The sequence below is a fragment of the Streptomyces sp. NPDC050759 genome, from assembly GCF_044456945.1.
In the GTDB taxonomy this organism is placed as follows: Bacteria; Actinomycetota; Actinomycetes; order Streptomycetales; family Streptomycetaceae; genus Streptomyces.
In genome coordinates, this window is sequence record NZ_JBITGI010000013.1 from 189,483 (window position 1) to 208,515 (window position 19,033).

At 70.1% G+C, this 19,033-nt stretch carries 18 protein-coding genes; 2 read left to right on the top strand and 16 right to left on the bottom strand.

Annotated features, from left to right (window positions below):
* Positions 1–12: 12 nt before the first annotated feature.
* The 5 genes from ACIBJB_RS32880 to ACIBJB_RS32900 form a co-directional block, all read right to left on the bottom strand.
* Positions 13–3,237 (bottom strand): FtsX-like permease family protein, encoded by a 3,225-nt coding sequence (locus tag ACIBJB_RS32880; RefSeq protein WP_398935997.1) that lies wholly within the window; start codon positions 3,235–3,237, stop codon positions 13–15.
* A 633-nt stretch (positions 3,238–3,870) separates the two neighbouring features.
* A complete protein-coding gene (locus ACIBJB_RS32885) occupies positions 3,871–4,677 on the bottom strand; it encodes an SAM-dependent methyltransferase (RefSeq protein WP_398935999.1) in 807 nt (268 codons plus the stop codon).
* Positions 4,678–4,758: 81 nt separating this feature from the next.
* A complete protein-coding gene (locus tag ACIBJB_RS32890; protein WP_398936001.1) occupies positions 4,759–5,010 on the bottom strand; it encodes a DUF397 domain-containing protein in 252 nt (83 codons plus the stop codon).
* Positions 5,007–5,882: a helix-turn-helix domain-containing protein gene (locus ACIBJB_RS32895; protein WP_398936003.1), complete on the bottom strand. Its 876-nt coding sequence runs from the start codon at positions 5,880–5,882 to the stop codon at positions 5,007–5,009. Before ACIBJB_RS32895 ends, ACIBJB_RS32890 begins: the two co-directional genes overlap by 4 nt.
* Before the next feature lie 241 nt (positions 5,883–6,123).
* Complete coding sequence (locus ACIBJB_RS32900; RefSeq protein ID WP_398936005.1) at positions 6,124–6,693, bottom strand: TetR/AcrR family transcriptional regulator; 570 nt, start codon at positions 6,691–6,693, stop codon at positions 6,124–6,126.
* Between the two features lie 94 nt (positions 6,694–6,787).
* Between ACIBJB_RS32900 and ACIBJB_RS32905 the strand changes: the two genes are divergently transcribed.
* A complete protein-coding gene (locus ACIBJB_RS32905; RefSeq protein ID WP_398936007.1) occupies positions 6,788–8,239 on the top strand; it encodes an MDR family MFS transporter in 1,452 nt (483 codons plus the stop codon).
* Positions 8,240–8,388: 149 nt separating this feature from the next.
* Here the strand turns inward: ACIBJB_RS32905 and ACIBJB_RS32910 are convergent, their stop codons facing one another.
* The gene (locus tag ACIBJB_RS32910; RefSeq protein WP_398936009.1) at positions 8,389–8,517 is read right to left on the bottom strand and encodes a hypothetical protein; all 129 of its coding nucleotides are present in this window, start codon (positions 8,515–8,517) and stop codon (positions 8,389–8,391) included.
* Positions 8,518–8,762: 245 nt separating this feature from the next.
* Positions 8,763–9,038: a hypothetical protein gene (locus tag ACIBJB_RS32915; RefSeq protein WP_398936011.1), complete on the bottom strand. Its 276-nt coding sequence runs from the start codon at positions 9,036–9,038 to the stop codon at positions 8,763–8,765.
* 93 nt (positions 9,039–9,131) lie between these two features.
* On the opposite strand from ACIBJB_RS32915, the gene ACIBJB_RS32920 reads away from it, so the two are divergent.
* Positions 9,132–9,371, top strand: a complete 240-nt coding sequence (locus ACIBJB_RS32920; protein WP_398936012.1) for a hypothetical protein — start codon at positions 9,132–9,134, stop codon at positions 9,369–9,371.
* On the opposite strand, the gene ACIBJB_RS32925 is transcribed toward ACIBJB_RS32920, so the two are convergent.
* The 9 genes from ACIBJB_RS32925 to ACIBJB_RS32965 all read right to left on the bottom strand — a co-directional run bounded on the left by ACIBJB_RS32925 (position 9,361) and on the right by ACIBJB_RS32965 (position 18,978).
* Positions 9,361–9,972 (bottom strand): TetR/AcrR family transcriptional regulator, encoded by a 612-nt coding sequence (locus ACIBJB_RS32925; RefSeq protein WP_398936014.1) that lies wholly within the window; start codon positions 9,970–9,972, stop codon positions 9,361–9,363. The genes ACIBJB_RS32920 and ACIBJB_RS32925 overlap by 11 nt on opposite strands.
* A 219-nt stretch (positions 9,973–10,191) precedes the next feature.
* Positions 10,192–11,196 carry a 3,4-dihydroxyphenylacetate 2,3-dioxygenase gene (gene hpaD, locus ACIBJB_RS32930; RefSeq protein ID WP_398936016.1) on the bottom strand — a complete coding sequence of 335 codons (1,005 nt, stop codon included), beginning with the start codon at positions 11,194–11,196 and terminating at the stop codon, positions 10,192–10,194.
* Positions 11,193–12,680, bottom strand: coding sequence for a 5-carboxymethyl-2-hydroxymuconate semialdehyde dehydrogenase (gene hpaE / locus ACIBJB_RS32935; protein WP_398936018.1), 1,488 nt, complete (start codon positions 12,678–12,680; stop codon positions 11,193–11,195). Before hpaE ends, hpaD begins: the two co-directional genes overlap by 4 nt.
* Positions 12,677–13,624, bottom strand: coding sequence for a 4-hydroxy-tetrahydrodipicolinate synthase (gene dapA / locus ACIBJB_RS32940; RefSeq protein WP_398936020.1), 948 nt, complete (start codon positions 13,622–13,624; stop codon positions 12,677–12,679). Before dapA ends, hpaE begins: the two co-directional genes overlap by 4 nt.
* Complete coding sequence (locus tag ACIBJB_RS32945) at positions 13,621–15,087, bottom strand: fumarylacetoacetate hydrolase family protein (protein WP_398936022.1); 1,467 nt, start codon at positions 15,085–15,087, stop codon at positions 13,621–13,623. The genes dapA and ACIBJB_RS32945 overlap by 4 nt, the downstream gene beginning before the upstream one ends.
* The gene (hpaB, locus tag ACIBJB_RS32950; protein WP_398936024.1) at positions 15,087–16,538 is read right to left on the bottom strand and encodes a 4-hydroxyphenylacetate 3-monooxygenase, oxygenase component; all 1,452 of its coding nucleotides are present in this window, start codon (positions 16,536–16,538) and stop codon (positions 15,087–15,089) included. The genes ACIBJB_RS32945 and hpaB overlap by 1 nt, the downstream gene beginning before the upstream one ends.
* A gap of 41 nt (positions 16,539–16,579) precedes the next feature.
* The gene (locus ACIBJB_RS32955) at positions 16,580–17,083 is read right to left on the bottom strand and encodes a flavin reductase family protein (RefSeq protein ID WP_069758046.1); all 504 of its coding nucleotides are present in this window, start codon (positions 17,081–17,083) and stop codon (positions 16,580–16,582) included.
* A 182-nt stretch (positions 17,084–17,265) separates the two neighbouring features.
* Positions 17,266–17,895, bottom strand: a complete 630-nt coding sequence (locus tag ACIBJB_RS32960; protein WP_398936026.1) for an MBL fold metallo-hydrolase — start codon at positions 17,893–17,895, stop codon at positions 17,266–17,268.
* Positions 17,896–18,978 (bottom strand): S-(hydroxymethyl)mycothiol dehydrogenase, encoded by a 1,083-nt coding sequence (locus ACIBJB_RS32965; protein ID WP_398936028.1) that lies wholly within the window; start codon positions 18,976–18,978, stop codon positions 17,896–17,898.
* Positions 18,979–19,033 lie beyond the last annotated feature (55 nt).

The window sequence follows — 19,033 nt, forward strand, 5'->3', positions numbered from 1 at the left end:
CGGCCGCCGGCTTCAACGGTCCTCCCCCGCTCTCAGCACACGCACCAGGTCCACTCGGGACAACAGCCGGGCCAGCGCCGGCACGACCGCGCTGATGGCCGCAGCGGTCGCCACCGCGGTGAGCGCCACAGTGCCCCAGGGGATGACCAACGGCAGCGGCGGATAGGGGGTTTGTCCGCTGTCGTCCACGGTGACCAAGGGCAGCACCGCCGATGCCAGGGCCATGCCCATCAGCGCCCCCGGGACCACCGCGAACAGCGCCAGACCCAGTTGCTCGACGCCCAGCAGCGCGGACAGACATCCGGCACGGACGCCGATGGCCCGCAGCAAGGCGAACTCCTTGCGGCGCTGCTGGGTGGCGACCACCGCGTGCACGGTGAAGGCGATGACCGCGAAAGCGGGGGCCAGGTACCGGACCAGTTCCAGCACCCGGCGCAGCCCGCTGCGGAACGGGTCGGCCTGCAGGGAAGCGGCGGTGGACGCCGTGGTGATGACGCGGCCCAGCGCGGGCTGCGCCTCGGCGGCGGAGGCCGTGCGCGCGCTGTCGGTGCTGCTGAGCCACCAGAACGCGGGATCCTCCTGGTCGGCACCGGCCCGCGTCATCGCGGTGGCGAGTTGGCGCTGGTCGGCGATCAGATGCCCCTGTCCGCGGCCCAGTCCGGGCAGCGAGTCGACCCGGCCCACCACCTTGGCGGTGATCCGGGCGCCACCCACATCGAGCGTGGTGGTGTTGCCCACGCCCAGGCGTGCCTCGCGCAACGTCGGGGCGTCGGCGCGCACCGGCAGCGGCGCCGGCCCGCCGGCCGGGCCCGCCACCAGTCGCACCTGGCTGCCGGGAAGGGTGTCGTAGTCACTGTCGGACAGGTCGCCGCCAAAGGCGTCATCGACGGCCTGAGAGGCCCGGATGCCGGTGCTGATGGTGGTCCGGAGCACCTCGGAACCGCCGGGAACGATGGAGCACACCCCGGGAGTGCCGAGTTCGTAGCGGCCGGTCGAATTTCCCTGGCACGCCCCCGCGGTGGAGTCGGAGGCATGGTCCGTGCCATCGCCCCAGACCTGCCCACCGGGCAGTCGGGTGCCCCAGGCGTCGGAGGTGCCGCGCCCGCCCACCCGGATCAGTTCCAGGTCCAGTCGTGCGGGACGCACGTTCGGCTGCGGCAGGACGCTGACGGCGGTCACCGTCAGCGGATACTCCCGCGGATGGCCGCCACTCAGCTCCACATCAAGGGGGACCACGATGGTGTGCCGGGCTCCGTCGGCGGCGGGCAGACGAGTCGTCACGGTGCTGACGAGGCCGGACGCGTCCTGCAAGGTCAGGCCCAGACCGGGCCCCGCCCGGTTGCCGTCGCTGCTCAGCCGCTCGTCCAGCAGCAGCGCGGTCGGACGCCCGGGCAGCCGTATCCCGAAGACGTCCGGTGACGGGGTGCGCGGGGCGGGTCCGCCGATGGTGCCGACCAGGTCTTCGGTGGCGCCGCCGGGCAGGTTCACCGTCGACCGCGTCACCGGTGTCACGGCGGTCACCGCGGGCAGTGCGCGATAAGCGGTGGCCAGTACGGAGGACGGGTAGCTGTCGGCCGCGGACGGGGAGATCCGCACGTCGGCGCCGACGGTGAACGCGGCCTCCTCGGACGCCAGGCCGCCCAGGCAGGCAAGCGCGGTGGTGGCGAAGGCGCTCACCGACACGGCCAGACACATCAGCGACACCGGTCCCGCGTTGCGGGTGGCTCGTCGGCTCAGCTGCCATCCGGCCAGCGCGAGGACCAGTCCCCGGTTGCGACGGCCGAACGCGTCCAGCAGGAGAGAGGTCAGCGGCAGCAGTCGTAGCAGCAGGAGCGCTCCGGCGCCCGCTACCAGGGCCGGCACCAGGACCAGCACCGGGTCCGCAGACGCGCTGCCGCTGCCCAGGCCGGCGAGCAGTGAGTGGTGGCGCCGTAACTCCAGATACCCCAGGGCGGCGACCGCCGCCAGCGCGAGGTCGGCGCCGAGGCGCTGCGCGGCGGCGGCCCGTGCGCCGCGGGCCGGCCGCGTCCGCGGCGACGTCAGTACGGGCAGCAGCACCGCCGCGGCGTGCACCAGCAGGGTCAGACCCACCGCCGCCCACACGCCGGTGCCGCGGCTGCCGGGGTGCAGCAGTCCGGCCAGGAAGGGAGCGGCGACGGCGGCCGGGACGCCGGTGAGCGCCCACTCGGCCGCCGCGCCGCGCAGCAACCGCAGGGTGCCGGCGCCTCTGGCCCGCTGGAGGGCCAGCTCGTCGCGCCGACGCACCGTCAACTGACGAGCGGCCAGCACCAGGGTGGCCAGGGCGAGGGCCGCCAGCATCACGCTCGGCAGGTACAGCGAGGAGCGGGCCGCCACCATCGGAACCGTCAGGTCGTCGATCGCTTCCGGCAGCCCGGAGGCCACCCTCAGGTCGTCCAGTGACGGCTGTCGCCCGCGGAACACCGACACGCGGCTCTGGCTGCCGGCGAAGGCACGCAGCCGGTCGTGCAGCCCGGGGAGGCTGTCCGCGTCGATACGGGAGAAGTCCGGCTGCACACTCCAGTGGGCCGTCAGCTGTCCGTTCAGGACGGCGCTGCCGTTGAGGGCCGACGCCGACACCACCAGCAGGTGCTGGTCGGCGGTTTGGCCCCGGGTCAGGTCACCGGCCATGGCGGGCCAGAACCCGACGGCACCACTCGCCCGGAAGACACCGGTGATCCGCAGGGTCATGGCGCGCCCGAAGGCGTCCTGCACCTGAAGACCGGTACCGGGCTTGATGTCCAGGCGCTTGGCCAACGCCTCGGGCACGGCCGCGTCGACCGGGGCGGTGGATCCGGTGGCGACCCGGACATCGGGGAGCGAGGTGAACGCGTCGGCCGGGGCGTCGGCCGTGCCGGCGGGCCACCGCCCGGCGACCAACTGTCCGAACCTGCCCCCGTCCTGCACCGCGACCGGGTGCAGCCCACTGCCCCCGGGACCGCGCGGCGGGCCGGCCACCCCGTCGATCCCCGTCACCGAGACCGGCGACACGCCCAGCAGCCCCACATAGGTCCGCTGTGGCACCCCCGCGAACACCCGCGAGGCGGCGGCCCGCACATCTCGATCGGCGGCGGCCATTCCCCCGGCCCGGTAGGACGCGCTGACGTCCACCTGCGCGTCGAGGTCGGCAGCCAGCCGCCGTACGGCCCCGGCCTGCACCGAACTCCCGGCCAGCGCTGCGAGCGCGGCCAGCGCCGTCGCACACAGCAGCACGGTCACCGCGACAGCGCCCAGCACCAGCCCGTGCCGCGTGGCCCGCCTGACAACGGCGGGAAGCCGCCGCCGAGCCGGGCGCGGAGCACCCGGGCGTCGCCGCGGCGAAGACGGTAAGGCCGTGGCGACCACATGAACCCCCGCAGAATCGAACATGTGACGGTGACGGCGCGCCACAGTCCTACCAGGCATCCCTCAACCACACAAGAATCGCTGATCGCCTCCTGGAACTCCCTGACCATGCAGTGAAGACAACGACGGGGATGTCGGCGCCGCTGATGGAGGCGACCAGGTGCCACATCGGACGCCGGGTCAGGCGCCGCCCGTACTCCTCGGTCCTCCACCCGGGGACAGCGGCCTCGCACACTCGTAGGCTCTGGATGGTGCCTTCGGCCGACGGCGGCCTCCCCAAGATGCCGCAGCAACGGCCCGGTCACCGTCACCACCCCACCAGGACGCCTCCGATGCCCGGACCGCGTTCAAGCTGACCGAGACGTGCTCCGACCGGTCCTGGCGCAGAACGCGGCGTGGCCCCCGGGCACGCGCCTGACTGTCCGTTACGCGGCACCGCTCGACGCGCAGCCCGTCCCCCGCCGTGCGGGTGCCTCCAGCTCCCGCACGGCGCTGCCCGCTGCTGCGCTACGGCTTGATGCCCACCCCCGTCCACAAGCTGACCTCGGCGTCCGAGGCGGTGGGCTCCTCGTCCGGGCGCCAGCGGTGACCGACCGTGACACCGGGGTCGAGCAGCTCAAGACCCTCGAAGAATCGGGCGACCTCCGCCTGGCTCCGGAACTGCACCGGCGTGCCGGCGTTGGTGTAGATGTCCGTGACCTTCTGCCACGTGGCCGGGTCGAAGTCCGGCGTGCAGTGGCTCAGGGCCAGCGCGCTGCCCGAGGGGAGCACCTCGAGCAGACGGCTCACGATGCCGTACGGGTCCTGCGCATCCGTGACGAAATGCATGAGCGCGTTGAGGGACAGGGCCACGGGCCGGCCCGTGTCCAGCACCTGGGCCAGCTCCGGCGCGTTCAGCAGCGCGCCCGCGTTGTTGACGTCCGCCTCGATGTACGTCGTGCGGCCCTGAGGCGTGCTGCGCATCAGGCGCTCGGCGTACCTGAGGACCAGCGGGTCGTTGTCGGCGTACACCACCCGGGCATCGGGCACCACCGACTGGGCGACCTGGTGCAGGTTCGGCTCGGTGGGGATGCCGGTGCCTATGTCCAGCCACTGACGGATGCCGTGTTCACGGGCGAGGACGCGGGTGGCCCGGTGCATGAAGGCGCGGTTCTCCCGGGCGCAGGTGAAGATGCCGGGGTAGACCGCCGCGACGGTCTCGGCCGCCTGTTTGTCGACGTCGAAGTGGTCCTTGCCGCCGAGGTAGTAGTCGTACATCCGGGCCGAGTGGGGCCGACTGGTGTCGATCTCCCGCGCGGCGTGCGAGTTGGTCATCCTGTCCATACCTTTCGGTGCTGTGCGTGGGGGTGCCGGGAAGGTGGTGACCGAGGCCGGCTCAGTCCCACCGGTCCGGATTCAGCCGGCCGCCAGATGGTCGGCGAGGCCGTGTTTGATGCCCGTGACGAACGCGGAGATCTCCTGCGGGGTGTAGATCAGCGCGGGTCCGGCCGGATCGGTCGACTGCCGCAGCGCCACCCGGCCGTCGGACAGCAGCTTCGTCTGTACGCACTGGCCGCCGTTGGGCCCGCTCCACGGGGACTCCCAGCCCTGCTCGCCCAGGTCGGTGGCCGGCATCCCGTTGTAGACGTGACAGTCGGTGCTGGTCATGAGTACTCCTTGCGCATCCGGTTCAGCAGCGCCTTGCTGTCCGCGTCCGAGGTCAGCAGGGACATGCGGTTGTGCGCCTCCAGATGCGCCGACACGTCCGAGCGCTGGTCCAGGTACATCGCGCCGGAGAGGACCTCGGTGTACACGATGTCCGGCAGCTCCGACTCCTCGAAGCGGAAGTAGGTGAACGGGGCGCACGCCCCCACGTGGGCGCCGGCGGTGAACGGCACCACGTCGACACTGACATGCTCCAGCTCCGAGACCTCCAGGAGCCGTTCGATCTGCTCCCGCATCACCTCCGGGCCGCCGACCACCCGGTGCAGTACCGCCTCCTCCATCACCACCCACAGCGTGGGCGCGCCGGGTCTGCCCAGCAGGCCCTGGCGGCGCAGCCGCAGGTCCACACGCCGCCCGAGGTCCTCGTCGGCCTCGTTCGGGAAGCCGCCGCGCAGGACGCCGCGCGCGTACGCGGGGGTCTGCAGCAGCCCCGTGACGTAGTGCGGCTCGTAGGTGCGCACGGTCTGGGCCCCGGCCTCCAGGCTGACGTAGGCGCTGAACCAGTTCGGCAGGACATCCCGGTAGGTGTGCCACCAGCCGGGCTCGTTGGCCCGCTCGGCGAGCTCGACGAACTCCTCGATCTCCTGCTGCTCCGCCCCGTAGGTCTCCAGGAGCTTTTCCACATAGAGCGGCTTGAGGGCGACCTCGGCCTTCTCCAGACGGCGGATCGTCAGGGGGCCCACCCGAAGGGTCCGTGCCGCGTCCTCCAGTGAGGCGCCTGCGTCCTGCCGCCGCTCCTGAAGACGCCGGCCCAGGATCATGCGGAGAACGGTGGGGGCACTACCGCTACCCGCAGCCGACCGGCCGTCGCTCACTCCGGAACCTCCTGAGGGACTGTCACCGGCCCGAGTCTGACATCGACTTGACGACGTGACCACATAGACGCCAGCGCTCTGAAATTATCAGAAGGCTGGTTTCAGATTGAACTTGGGTGCGAGGAACGCTACTTGCAGCAGCACTTACTCTTGAGGGTGGACGCGGCGCAACCAACCACCGGTAGAACAGCGCGTGTTGGCATTGTGTCGCGCTTCCTCCCTGCGATTTGGTCATCGCTTGTCAACGCACCAGGGGGAGGAAGAGCGTGTCGACGATCTCTTCGAGAACCTGGTCGGGCACGGCGGCGAAGGTCGTCAGGAACTCGTGGCGGAGCAGGTCGAAGGGCAGGGTCTTGATGCGTTCGGTGAGGCGCTCCGCCTTGACTTCCCCGCGGTCGACGGCACGGTGGTAGATCGTGTCGATGGCTTGCTTGCGGCCGGTCTCGGACGGATCGAGCAGTTCGCTGGGGCTGGTCCCGGTCGCCTGGTGGTAGTCGGCCAGGTACACGCTCATGACGGTGACGAGTTGGACGCGGGTGGCGTTGATCTCCCGCATGAGGGTCAGGACGTCCTCGCGCAGGCTTCCGGTGTCGGGAACGGCCAGGACGTTCTTGTGCAGGATGTGGACGAGGGTCGCCCGGACGAGTGCGTCCCGGTCGGGCCAGCGGCGGTAGAGGACCGGGGGGCTGGTACCGGCCCTCTTGACGACGGCGTCCATGGTGAACCTGGCGTATCCAGTGGCCGTGAGCTCGTCCCAGGCCGCGTCCAGCAGCGCATTCTCCAGGGCCGCTCCGCGGCGCCGTTCGGGCATCGTCGCTCCTCCAGTTAGATAGATTTGCCTATCTTAGATTAGCGCCCTAGCCTGAGACCCGTAAGATAGAGCACCTTATCTTAAGGGGGCGTCCATGAACGCCGGCGGTACCCAGTCACCACCCATCCCCGGTTCCAGCCGGGTCGACCCGGCCTTGCGGCGCCTGACCTGCACGTTGATCGTCGGCGCGCTCGCCGTCATCTTCGACACCACGATCATGAGCGTCGCCATCGACAGCCTCGCCGGGCAACTGCACACCTCGCTTGCCACCATCCAGTGGGTGACCACCGCCTACCTGCTGGCCCTGTCCGCCACGATGCCGACCGTCGGCTGGGCCCAGTCGGTCCTGGGCGGCAAGCGGCTGTGGATCCTCGCCCTGGGCCTGTTCTTCGCCGGATCGATGCTGTGCGCCGCGGCGTGGAACGCCCCGAGCCTGATCGCGTTCCGCGTTGTCCAGGGCATCGGCGGCGGCATCATGATGGTGCTGATGGCCACGCTGGCCATGCAGGCCGCCGGGGGCCGCAACATCGGCAAGGTCATGTCGCTGATCACCGTGCCCACCGCCCTGGGCCCGATCATCGGCCCGGTGATCGGCGGCGTCATCCTGCACCTGGGCGACTGGCGCTGGATCTTCCTGTTCAACATCCCCTTCTGCCTCGTCGGCGGCTACCTGGCCCGGCGCAACCTGCCCGAGGACCGGCCCCGCCCCGGGACCGGCCCCCGACTGGACCTCGTGGGCGTGCTCCTGCTCTCGCCCGGCATCGCCGCCGTCATCTACGGCCTGACGCAGCTCGGCGGACCCGACTGGTTCATCGGCATCAGGGCCGGGCTGCCCCTGCTCGCTGGAGTCGTCCTGCTTGCCGGCTACCTCGCCTGGGCCCTTCGGCGCGGAGCCGACGCCCTGCTCGACATCCGCCTGCTCCGCCATCGGGCCCCGGCCTCGTCCACGGCGCTGCTGCTACTGGCCGGAGCCGCCCTCTACGGGGCCATGCTGGTCATGCCGCTGTACTGGCAGCAGGTCCGGGGTGAATCCGCTCTGGGCGCCGCGATGCTGCTCATCCCGCAGGGTGTGGGCACCTTGTTGTCCCGTTCGCTTGCCGGCAAGTACATGGACCGCATCGGGGCGCGTCCGGTTGCCGTCACCGCCTTCGCCGTCACCTTCGCAGCCACCGTGCCGTTCGGCTTCGTCACCGCCACCACGGACAACACCATGCTGACGGCCGTGCTGTTCGCCCGCGGCCTCGGGCTGGGCGCGGCCATGATCGCCTTGATGGGCGGCGCCTTCGTCGGACTGCGGCGCCAGGAGATCCCGGCCGCCTCCAGCATCAGCCGCGTCGCCCAGCAGATCGGCGGCTCCATCGGCACCGCGCTCCTCGTCATGATCCTGCAGCACGCCACCGCCAACACTCACACCCGGGCCGCCCTGGCCTCGGGATTCGGCGACGCCTTCTGGTGGGCCGCCGGCTTCACCGCCGCAGCGGTGCCGCTCTGCCTCCTGCTGCCGCGTCGAGCCGACCCCCAACGCCAAGACCAGGACCACTCCTGACACACCATCCGCCGAGGCGAAATCCATGTCGCCCGCGGTGTCCGGCGGCAGGGCGGTCGGGGGGACGGAGTTCAGACAGACCCGGCGCATCACGGCGAGACCGACGAGTAGCGCGATCATCATGACCCCGACGCCGAAAGCCGTGGCCATCAGGGCGACACGATGCGCGGGTGCACTCCGGACGGGAGCGCCGCCAGCAGGACGAGGACCGGGAGCCGGGTACCGATCGCGTTGAGCAGACGGAGTCCGGCGAGGTGGCTTGCCGGGGTCTTGCACACGCCATCGCGTTCCCGCCGTGGAACAGGGGAAGGGAGAAGGCAGGGATTGAGCGGTTCTCCGCGAAGGTCCACGCCCGCGAAGGAAGACACGATGAGTCGCCCTGTGCCGGCGAGTATCGACGTGTCTGCGCACAGCTCGGTGGCGGCCGACCGGGCGGCGCGAGAGGCCGCGCTGCGTGGCGTTCACCGGCTCCTTCGCCAGAACGAGCAACGGTTTGCCGGCCGGCCCGTCCATCCCCGGCTGGTCAACGACGACCTTGGCCCGCCGCAACCAGCGCGATCCGGAAGTTGCAGCTGCGATTTCCGCTGTCCCACTCGTTGAGCACCGCCTCGCCCACGCAGGCGCCGGTCGCCCGCTCGACGACGGCCAGGTTCAGCCGATCCGCTTGCTCATGGCGGGTGCCATACCACACACGCATCCGTTCCTCAGCGGCCTCGTCCCAAGGCTCACGATCTGCCGCCCCATGGCTGCTGCCGGTCAGGCGGCCCACCTCCGGATCCTGGAGGAACGAGCCAAGCACGGGAGCGTCCTGGTCCAGGAGGAACGGGCGCAGGAGCACCCTCCCCCAACGAGCGTGGGTTTGACGGAAAAGTCCGCCTGCAAATGATCACTCATGAAGCGATTCTCAATGCAACCGGCTCAGCAATCGAGTTCCTCGGGCCGCCTCACATCGATCGAAGGAACGTCATGGCCAGCCACGTTGAGCAGTATCTGCCACAAAAACAGCGATAACCGTCGGCCCGAGCAGAATCACGTTCTCGCACGGATCGTCTTCGCCGAAGCCAACGATCAAGCCACGGTGCTCGGCACCGCCGGACTCGTCATCTCTGGCAACCTCAGGCTCATGGTGTGACTCGAACGAGCAGTGGCATGGCAACGCCATCGACCAGATACTCGACGAACTCCACATCCAGAGGCAGGCCGAGCAGAGCGTGGCGCATGAACAGGGCCGGCACACAGAGCTCGTCGATGAATCGGACGTCCTGGCCCAGGGCGAGTTCTCCACGCCCTTCTGCCCGCTCGCAGACAGCCCGGACAGGCGGTACAGCGGGGATCAGCAAGGGGCGCAGCAGCGCCGCGAGCTCGGCATCATTGCGCATGGTGACGAAAAGACCGCTGATCACGGCGCCTGGCTCGCCCCCCATCCACTCGGCGAGCAACTGGAGGTATGCCAGGAGGTCGCCACGCAGCGTGCCGGTGTCCGGCACCTGCAGCTCTTCGGCCGGGCGCAAGCTCATGGCCGTGGTCACCAGTTCCGCCTTGGTGGGCCAGTGCCGGTACAGCGTGGCCTTGCTCGTCCTGGCGCGGGTCGCCACTGCCTCGTAGCGCAGGCCCTGGTAACCGGACTCGGCGAGAATCTCGTAGACGGCTCGCAGGATGGTCCGCTCACGGCCTGCCGAGAGCCTCTTGGCAGGGCGGGCGACCGCCGTGGTCGGTGCCGCCGGCTCTGACATGGCACCCCCTCGCTCTGGAAAGTAGACAAATGCGAACGGTTGAGTCAGGCAGTGGTCTCAAGAAGTCGAAGCCTTGGGCGACTCCTTGATCCTTTACAGGATACGTGGCATTGGACGCAGTCACCGAACGGTTCCAAGGTCGGTTCACCACCGCTGACCAGGGGGGATGCCGCGCGGGCCGCTCCGGCGCCGCACCCGGCACCGGAGCTGTTCGCGCGGTCAGCCCAGTCCGTCGGCGCCGACCTGGACGGCGGACTCGTCCAGCAGAGAGCTGCTCACCTCCTGCTGCCGTCCGTCGAGGTCGAGAACCGGGGTCGCCTCCTTGTACCAGGACTCGATCACGGCGTTGCCCCAGAAGTCGCGGCGGCGGTCGTCGTTGACGTTCCATCGGTAGGTCTCGTGGTCCGGGTCGCCGGTGTAGTAGTCGGAGGTGTAGATCTCCACTCGGTGGCCGTCGGGATCGCGCAGGTAGACGTAGAAAGCGTTGGAGACACCGTGTCGGCCGGGCCCGCGCTCGATGTGCTTCTCCTCGTGCAGGGCGCCGAAGATGTCGGCGGTGCGCAGCACCTGGTGGGACTCGTGGGTGGCGACGCCCAGGTGGTGCAGTCGGGGGCCGGCCCCGCCGGTGAAAGCCACGTCGTGGACGGTCTGCTTGCGGTACATCCAGGCGGCGTACAGCTCGTGTTCGTCGCCCTCGATGGTCTCCGAGCAGCCGAAGCCGAGGGACTGGTAGTGGGCGTAGGCGGCGGGGATGTCGGGGGTGCAGATGTTGAAGTGGTCCAGGCGGGCGATCTGGGCGCCGCGGTGGAGGTCGTACCGCTGGATGAGGCGCTCACCCCGCTCGATCTCGTGGAAGAACTCGACCGGGAAGCCGAGCGGGTCGACGACGCGTACGGCGTCCCCGACTCCGACCGTGCCCTCGCCCTTCTTCAACCGCTTGACGGGGCGGCCGAGTTGGCGGAAGAACTTCTCCGCCTTGTCGACGTCCTCGGGGGTGCGGACGCGGTAGGAGATGTGGTCGAGAGCGGCGATCTCACCCTTGCGCAGCACGAGCGAGTGATGGGTGAGCTCGTCGGTCCCGCGCAGGTAGAGGGAGTCGGCGTCCTCGTACTGGACGTGGAATCCGAGCATGTCCACCCAGAACCAGCGGGCCCTGACCAGGTCGGTGACGGCGAGCTGGGCGTAGGCGGAGCGTACGACGTCCGGTGCGGCTGTTCCCGTCATCCGACGGCTCCGAATCGTGGGGTGTGGACGTCACCGAGGGCGACGTGGACGATCTTGGACTCGGTGTAGAAGTCGATGCTGTGGGCGCCGCCCTCCCGGCCGACGCCGGAGGCCTTCACACCGCCGAAGGGGGTGCGCAGGTCACGGACGTTGTGCGAGTTGATCCAGACCATGCCGGACTCGACGGCGTGCGCGATGCGGTGACCGCGCTTGAGGTCCGAGGTCCAGATGTACGCGGCCAGGCCGAACTGGGTGGCGTTGGCCAGCTCGATCGCCTCGGCCTCGTCGTCGAAGGGCGCGACGGCCACGACGGGGCCGAAGATCTCCTCCTGGAAGATCCGGGCGTCACGGGACACGTCGGCGAACACGGTCGGCTGGAGGTAGTTGCCCTCGGTGAGGTGGTCCGGGCGGGCGCCGCCCGCCGCCAGCCGGGCCTCCTTCTTGCCGATCTCGACGTAGTTCAGGACGCGCTCGTAGTGTTCCGTGTGGACCAGCGCTCCCACCTCGGTGGCGGGGTCGGAGGGCAGGCCGACCCTGACTCGTTCGGCTCGTTCGGCGAGGCGGCGGGTGAACTCCTCGTACAGCGGGCGCTCGACGAGCACCCGGGAACCCGCCGTGCAGCGTTCTCCGTTGAGCGAGAACACTCCGAAGACCACGGAGTCCAGGGCTGCTTCGATGTCGGCGTCGGCGAAGACGACGACCGGGGACTTGCCGCCCAGCTCCATCGACGTGGTCTTGAGGTGCTCGGCGGAGGAACGGATGATGTGGCGGCCCGTGTCGGTCGAGCCCGTGAAGGAGATCAGCGGCACGTCGGGGTGGTCGACGAGGGCCTGCCCGGCCTCCTCGCCGATGCCGTGGACGATGTTCACGACTCCGGCCGGCACGCCCGCCTCGGTGAAGATCTCCGGCCAGAGCGAAGCCGACAGGGGCGTCCACTCGGCGGGCTTGAGGATGAGCGTGCAGCCGGAGGCGAGGGCCGGGGCGAGCTTCCAGCTCTCCAGCATGAACGGGGTGTTCCATGGGGTGATGAGGCCGGCGACCCCGACCGCGGTGCGGACGACGTAGCTGAATTGCTCATTGCCCTGCCGGAAGGCCTCCTCGCCGAGGGCGACGATGACGTCGGCGAAGTAGCGGAAGTTCTCCGCGGCGCGCCGGGCCTGGCCCTTGGCCTGGGTGATGGGCAGACCCGAGTCGTAGGACTCGAACCGGGCGAGGCGGTCGTGGCGGGCCTCGACGGCGTCGGCGATGCGGTACAGGACGCGGGCGCGTTCGCGGTTGGAGATGGACGACCAGCCGGGGAAGGCGGCCTGCGCTGCCTCGACGGCCCGCTGGACGTCGTCCTGCGCGCCCCGTGCGGCCTGGGTGTAGGCGGTGTTGGACACCGGGTCGGTGACGTCGAAGGTGCGGCCGTCGGCCGCGTCGACGAGTTCGCCACCGATCCAGTGCCGGATGGTCGAGGGCAGGCCCTCGGGGGCGGTGCTCACTTGTCGGCTCCGTTCGCTTGCGTTCCGAGCTGCTGCGTCAGGTCCCCGCCCTCGGCGAGGAGGGTGCGGATGCGGGCCAGGCCCGCGGCAGTGGGTGTGATGAGCGGCGGCCGTACGTGAGGCGAGGCGATCCGGCCTTGCTGGGCGAGGACCCACTTCGCCGGGGCCGGGTTGGTCTCCACGAAGAGCAGGTCCACCAGTGGGTGCAGGCGGTAGTGCAGGTCCCGTGCGCCGTCGAAGTCCCCCGACTCCCACAGCTCGTACATCCGTGCCACGGCGGTCGGCGCCAGGTTGGCCACGGCGCTGACGAAGCCGGCGCCGCCCAGGGCGAGCAGCGGCAGGCAGAGGAGTTCGATGCCGGACCACACCAGCAGCGAGCGGCCGCAGGCGTGCAGCACGCGGGAGAAGTGCTCGAAGTCCTTGGTGGTCTCCTTGACTCCGACGAAGTTGTCGAAGTCGGTGAACAGCCGCCGCACCGTCTCAGGAGCGATGTCGACCGCCGTGCGGGAGGGCACGTTGTACGCGACGATCGGCAGGTCCGGGAACTCCCGGGCCACCGTGGCATACCACTGGTACAGCGCCTCCTGGGTGGGGCGCGCGTAGTAGGGGGTGATCACCAGGGCCGCGTCCGCTCCCAGGTCCTGCGCGGCGGCCGTCAGCTCCAGGGTCTCGTTCAGCTTGTGCGAGCCGGTGCCGGGCAGGAAGGGCACCCGGTCGCCGGTCTCCTCGACGGCCGTACGCATGGCGGCGATCCGCTCGGCGACGGTCTGTGCGCTGGGCTCTCCGGTGGAGCCGCCGAGCGAGATGCCGTGCGAACCGGACTCCAGCTGGAAGCGGATCAGGGAGCGCAGACTGTCGTGGTCGACGGCGCCCTCGTCGGTGAACGGGGTGACGACCGGGGCGATGGATCCGCGGATGGTGGCGGGATCACTGCGGAACTTCATGCGGTTTCTCCTTGCGGCTCTTGCGGCTCTTGCGAAGGGGCGTTGCTGCGGCGCCACTGCTCGAACGGTTCGCGCCAGTCGGGACCGAGGGGATACAGCCCGTCGACGCCGTGCCCGGCACGCACCTGCTCGGTGATGAAGCGCTCCCGCAGCTCCTGCTCCCGGCAGTCGGCGATCAGCTCCTCGGCCAGCTCGGGTGGCACCACCACGACACCGTCCGCGTCACCGACGATCAGGTCGCCCGGCTGCACCAGGGCGCCGCCGCAGGCGATGGGCACGCCCGAGTCCCACGGGACGTGGCGGCGGCCCAGGACGGAGGGGTGCTCCCCGCCGTGATAGACGGGCAGGCCGAGTGCGGTGACCGCGGCGCTGTCGCGCAGGCCGCCGTCGGTGACGACGCCGGCCGCACCACGCGTCTGCGCCCGCAGCGCGAGGATGTCGCCTAGGGTTCCGGCGGAGGTGTCGCGGCGGGCGTCCATGACGAGCACGTGGCCCGGCCTCAGCTCCTCGATGGCCCGCTTCTGGGCGTTCATGCCGTTGCCGTACTTTGTGAAGAGGTCCTCGCGCAGCGGCAGGTAGCGCAGGGTGTGCGCGACACCGACCATGGTCCGGTCCGGCAGCGTGGGGCGGACGCCGTCGATGGACATGTGCGGCAGGCCGTGGGCACGGAGCTGTGCGCTGAGGGTGGCGACGGCGACCGAGCGCAGCCCCTCCTCCAACCGCTTGTCCAGCAGGGGCGCGGGAGTGTACGCCGTCCCGTACGCGGCCTCCCGCTCCGCCGGATCGGCCTTGGGCATCGCCCCGTACGGGTCCAGGGCGGGCCCGGCGGCGACCGGATTGCGGAGGCGGCCGGTGGACATCCCGCTGCCGGTCACCTCGACCTCGACCACATCACCGGGGGCGACCACGGAGGCGCCGGCCGGCGTGCCGGTGAGGATGACATCCCCCGGCTCCAGGGTGACCTGCCTCGACAGGTCCGCGATCAGCTCGCCGAACGGGAACAGCAGCGTGTCCGTGGTGTCGTCCTGGACCAGTTCGCCGTTGACCCAGGTCTGCAACCGCAGGGCGGCGGGGTCGAGTTGGCGTGCGTCCAGCAGTCGCGGCCCGATCGGCGTGAAGCCGTCTGCGCCCTTGGAGCGGAGGTTGGAGCCGCGGTCGGCGTAACGCAGGTCGTACACACCGGCGTCGTTGGCGGCGGTCACCCAACGCACGTACTGCCAGCCGTCCTCGGGCCTCACCTGCTTCGCGCGCGAGCCGATGACGAGGGCGATCTCGCCTTCGAAGCCGAGGAGTTCGCATCCCTCGGGGCGGAGGAGTGCCTCCTTGGTGCCCGCCAACGACGAGGGTGGCTTGAGGAAGTACGACGGATGGGCGGGGATCCGGCCGCGCTCCTTGGCCCGGCTGGGGTAGTTGAGATGCAGAGCGATGATCTTCGAAGGTGGGTTCCCCAGGGGATGCGTCATCACGAACGCTCCAGGAACGCTTGGACCTTGGCCTTGTACGGCTCACGGTCGTAGCTCTTCACGTACGCGCCGGCCATCCGCACCGGGTCGCCGAAGAAGTAGTACTCGTACAGCGCCTGGCGGCTGGAGAACGCCGAGATGCAGGTGTCCCACACCAGGCGGAAGAGCTTCACGCGCTCGGGGCCGGACAGGGTGGCCGACTGCAGGTACGCCTCGATGTCGGCGGCAGCGGGGCCCTGGATGTCGAGTTCGGTCGGGGTGGCCATCAGACCGGAGGCGCCGAGCTTGCGCAGGATCTGCGGGAAGCGCTGGTAGAGCTTGGGGTAGAGGTTGCGGGCGGCGTTCAGCGGGGCGAAAGCCGGGGTGAGGACCCCGTACTCGTTGACCTCGGCGTCCGCCTCGGCGGCACGCAGGAAGGCCCGCAGCATCTCCAGCGTGGTGATGATCTCGGCGACGTCCTCCTGGACGTGCTGGAACTGCTCGATGCCGATGGCCTCGGTCAGCAGCGACACCAGGCCGAGGACGTACTCGGTCTTGGCGGTGGTGCGGGTGACGACCTGGTGGGTCATGTGCACCACCGACGCCGTCTGTGAGTAGAAGCCGTTGCACAGTTCCGCGTCACCGAGCGCGAAGCAGCGCTCGTACGGCACGTGCACGTCGTCGAAGACGACGACGCAGTCGGACTCCTCGAAGCGGGAGGCGAGGGGGTGGTCGTGCCGGGGGCGGTCGTAGTCCAGCGGTTCGCGGGCGATGTAGCGCAGGCCGGGGGTGTCGTTCGGGATGGCGAAGGCGTAGGAGTACGGCTTGTCCTCGGGGGTGCCGCGCAGCACGGTCGAGGGGAACACCAGCATCTCGTCGGCGAACGGGGCGATCGTGGCGAGCATGCGCGCCCCGCTGATGACGACGCCGTTGTCGTCCTCCTTCACGATCCGCGCGGCCAGCTTGCCGCCGGCCTGTTGGGTACCGGCCACGGACCGGTTGACCTGCGGCGGGATCAGCGTGTGCGTGCACAGCAGGTCCTCTTCCCGGGCCTTCTCGTAGTAGCGGCGGATGTTCTCGCCGAAGGCGGGGTTGGCCTGGGCGAACCAGTCGGCGGCCGAGGCGAGCGCCATCAGGGAGCTGTTCATGTAGTCGCCGGTGCGGCCGAGCATGCCGTTGCTGTGGTCGGCCCACACCTTGAACGCCTTGCGGCGCTTGACCAGGTCGTCCGGGGTCTGCGGGGTGAGGAAGGACGTGCCGACCGGCTCGCCGGACGTGGGCGAGGTGTAGGTCAGGACGTCCTTGTGCTCGTCCGCGTGCTGGAGGTCGAACAGTTCGGCGTAGGTCTGGACGACGTTGCGGAACGCGGGGTGGTCCTGGATGCCGCCGGTGACGGTCTCGCCCTGGATGTGGACGGTGGGGCGGGAGGCGGCGAGGCGCTCCAGGTATTCCTTGCCGGTGCGTGCGGCCATGTTGGTTCTCCTGGGGAGGTGATCAGCGGGAGGGGGCGGGTTCAGATGAGGTGTTCGATGCCGTCGGTGGACTCGGCCGCGGTGCCGAAGCGGCTCCAGGCGTAGGTGAGGGCGTCGCCGTCGCGGTGGCCGAGGTCGGTGACGCGGCCGACGAGGAGGGTGTGGTCTCCGCCGTCGTACGCCTGCCACGGCTCGCACTCCACCCATGCCAGCGGGTTCGTGAGGCGGGGCACCCGGGCCGCGGTCGCCCAGCGGGGCTCGGTGGCGCCCTGTGCCCCGGCGAACAGCCGGGCCAGCGGCTCCTGTTCGGCGCCGAGGATGTTGACGCAGAAGGAGCTGTCGATCAGCTGGTCGTGGCAGCGGGCGCGTCGGGCGACGCTGACGAGCACCAGCGCGGGATCGGCGGAGACGGACGTGAAGGAGTTCATGGTCGCGCCCCGGGGACCGTCCTCGCCCGCGTACGTCACGACGGTGACGCCGGTGGCGAACCGGGACATGCAGGCGCGCAGGGCGCCAGGGCTGGGAGGGGCGAGGGCTCGGGACATGAGGAGGACTCCTTGAGTCGATCGTCGGCTGTGCCCTCTCGCACAAGGCTCGGGAGGGGTGGCGACGGCCCGGCAGGCCGGGGACGAAGCGGACGAGATCCTGGTCAAAGCATGTAATCAAAGCTTTGATTATTTGGACGGTACCTGTGCCGACCGCTCCTGGGAAGACCGGAGCGGAGAATTCAGTGGCCGCGGACGATCCACTCCTCCAGATGCGGAGCCTCGGCCCCGATGGTCGTGGTCGCTCCGTGCCCGGTGAGCACCCGGGTGTCCGGCGGCAGAGGCAGGAGTTCGCTGCGGATCGAACGGATGATGGTGGGGAAGTCCGAGAACGACCGCCCGGTGGCCCCCGGGCCGCCGGCGAAGAGCGTGTCGCCGGTGAAGACGGTGCCGAGGTCCGGCGCGTACAGACAGATGGCCCCGGGGCTGTGACCGGGCGTGTGCAGCACGATGAGTTCCGTACCGGCGACTGTGAGCCGACGCCGGTCGGAAAGGTAACCGTCCGGGGATCTGTCCGGGTGGACGTTCCGCCACAGGATGCGGTCGTCCAGGTGGAGAAGGATCGGTGCACCGGTGCGGGCGGCGAGCGCCGGGGCGGCGTTGATGTGGTCGTTGTGCCCATGCGTGCACACGATCGCGGTCAGTCGACGCTCCCCGACGGCTGCGGTGATCGCGTCCGCGTCGTGAGAGGCGTCGATGACGAGGGCCTCCTCGTCGTTCCCGACGATCCAGACGTTGTTGTCCACTTCCCACGTACCGCCGTCGAGGGTGAACTCCCCGGTGGTGACGACGTGTTCGACTCGTGCGGCCACTCAGAACACCACCACGGACCGCAGCACCTCACCTGAGTGCATCTTCTCGAAGGCCTTCTCCACCTCGTCGAGGGCGATCGTCTCGGTGACGAAGGCGTCCAGGTCCAGTCGCCCTTGCCGGTACAGGTCGACCAGCATCGGAAAGTCCCTCGAGGGCAGGCAGTCGCCGTACCAGGAGGACTTCAGCGCCCCACCGCGGCCGAAGACCTCCAGCAGCGGCAGCTCCAGCTTCATGTCCGGCGTCGGGACCCCCACCAGCACGACGGTCCCGGCCAGGTCACGGGCATGGAAGGCCTGCTGGTACGTCTCCGGACGGCCGACGGCATCGATCACCACGTCCGCTCCCTGCCCGCCGGTGAGCTCGCGGATCGCCGTCACGGCGTCGGTGTCACGGGAGTTGACGGTGTGGGTGGCGCCGAAGGTCTCGGCCAGGGCCAGCTTCCGGTCGTCGATGTCCACCGCGATGATCCTGGCCGCTCCGGCGAGGCGGGCACCGGCGATGGCCGCGTCGCCGACACCGCCGCAGCCGATCACCGCGACGCTCTGCCCCCTGGTGACCGGTGCCGTGTTGAGCGCGGCTCCCAGCCCGGCCATGAGCCCGCAGCCGAGGAGGCCGGCCGCTTCGGGCCGGACCTGGGGGACTTTCGTGCACTGGCCGGCGGCCACGAGGGTCTTCTCCGCGAAGGCCCCGATACCGCGGGCGGGCGCCAGCTCCGTGCCGTCCTTCAGTGTCATCTTCTGCCGTGCGTTGTGCGTGTCGAAGCAGTACCAGGGCTGACCGCGCCGACAGGCACGGCACCGCCCGCACACCGCCCGCCAGTTGAGGATGACGAAATCACCGGGGACGACGTCGGTGACGCCGTCACCGACCGCTTCGACGACTCCCGCGGCCTCGTGGCCGAGCAGGAAGGGGAAGTCGTCCCCGATGGCGCCCTCCCGGTAGTGCAGGTCGGTGTGGCACACCCCGCAGGCCTGCACCCGCACCAGGGCCTCCCCCGGTCCGGGGTCGGGCACCAGGATGGTCTCCACCGAGACAGGGGCGCCTTTGCTCCGGGCCAGGACAGCGCGGACTTCATGAGACATGTCTGTGTTCCTCTGGAAGGGTTCCTCTGGAAAGTCGAGTGGGTCGGCGACGCGT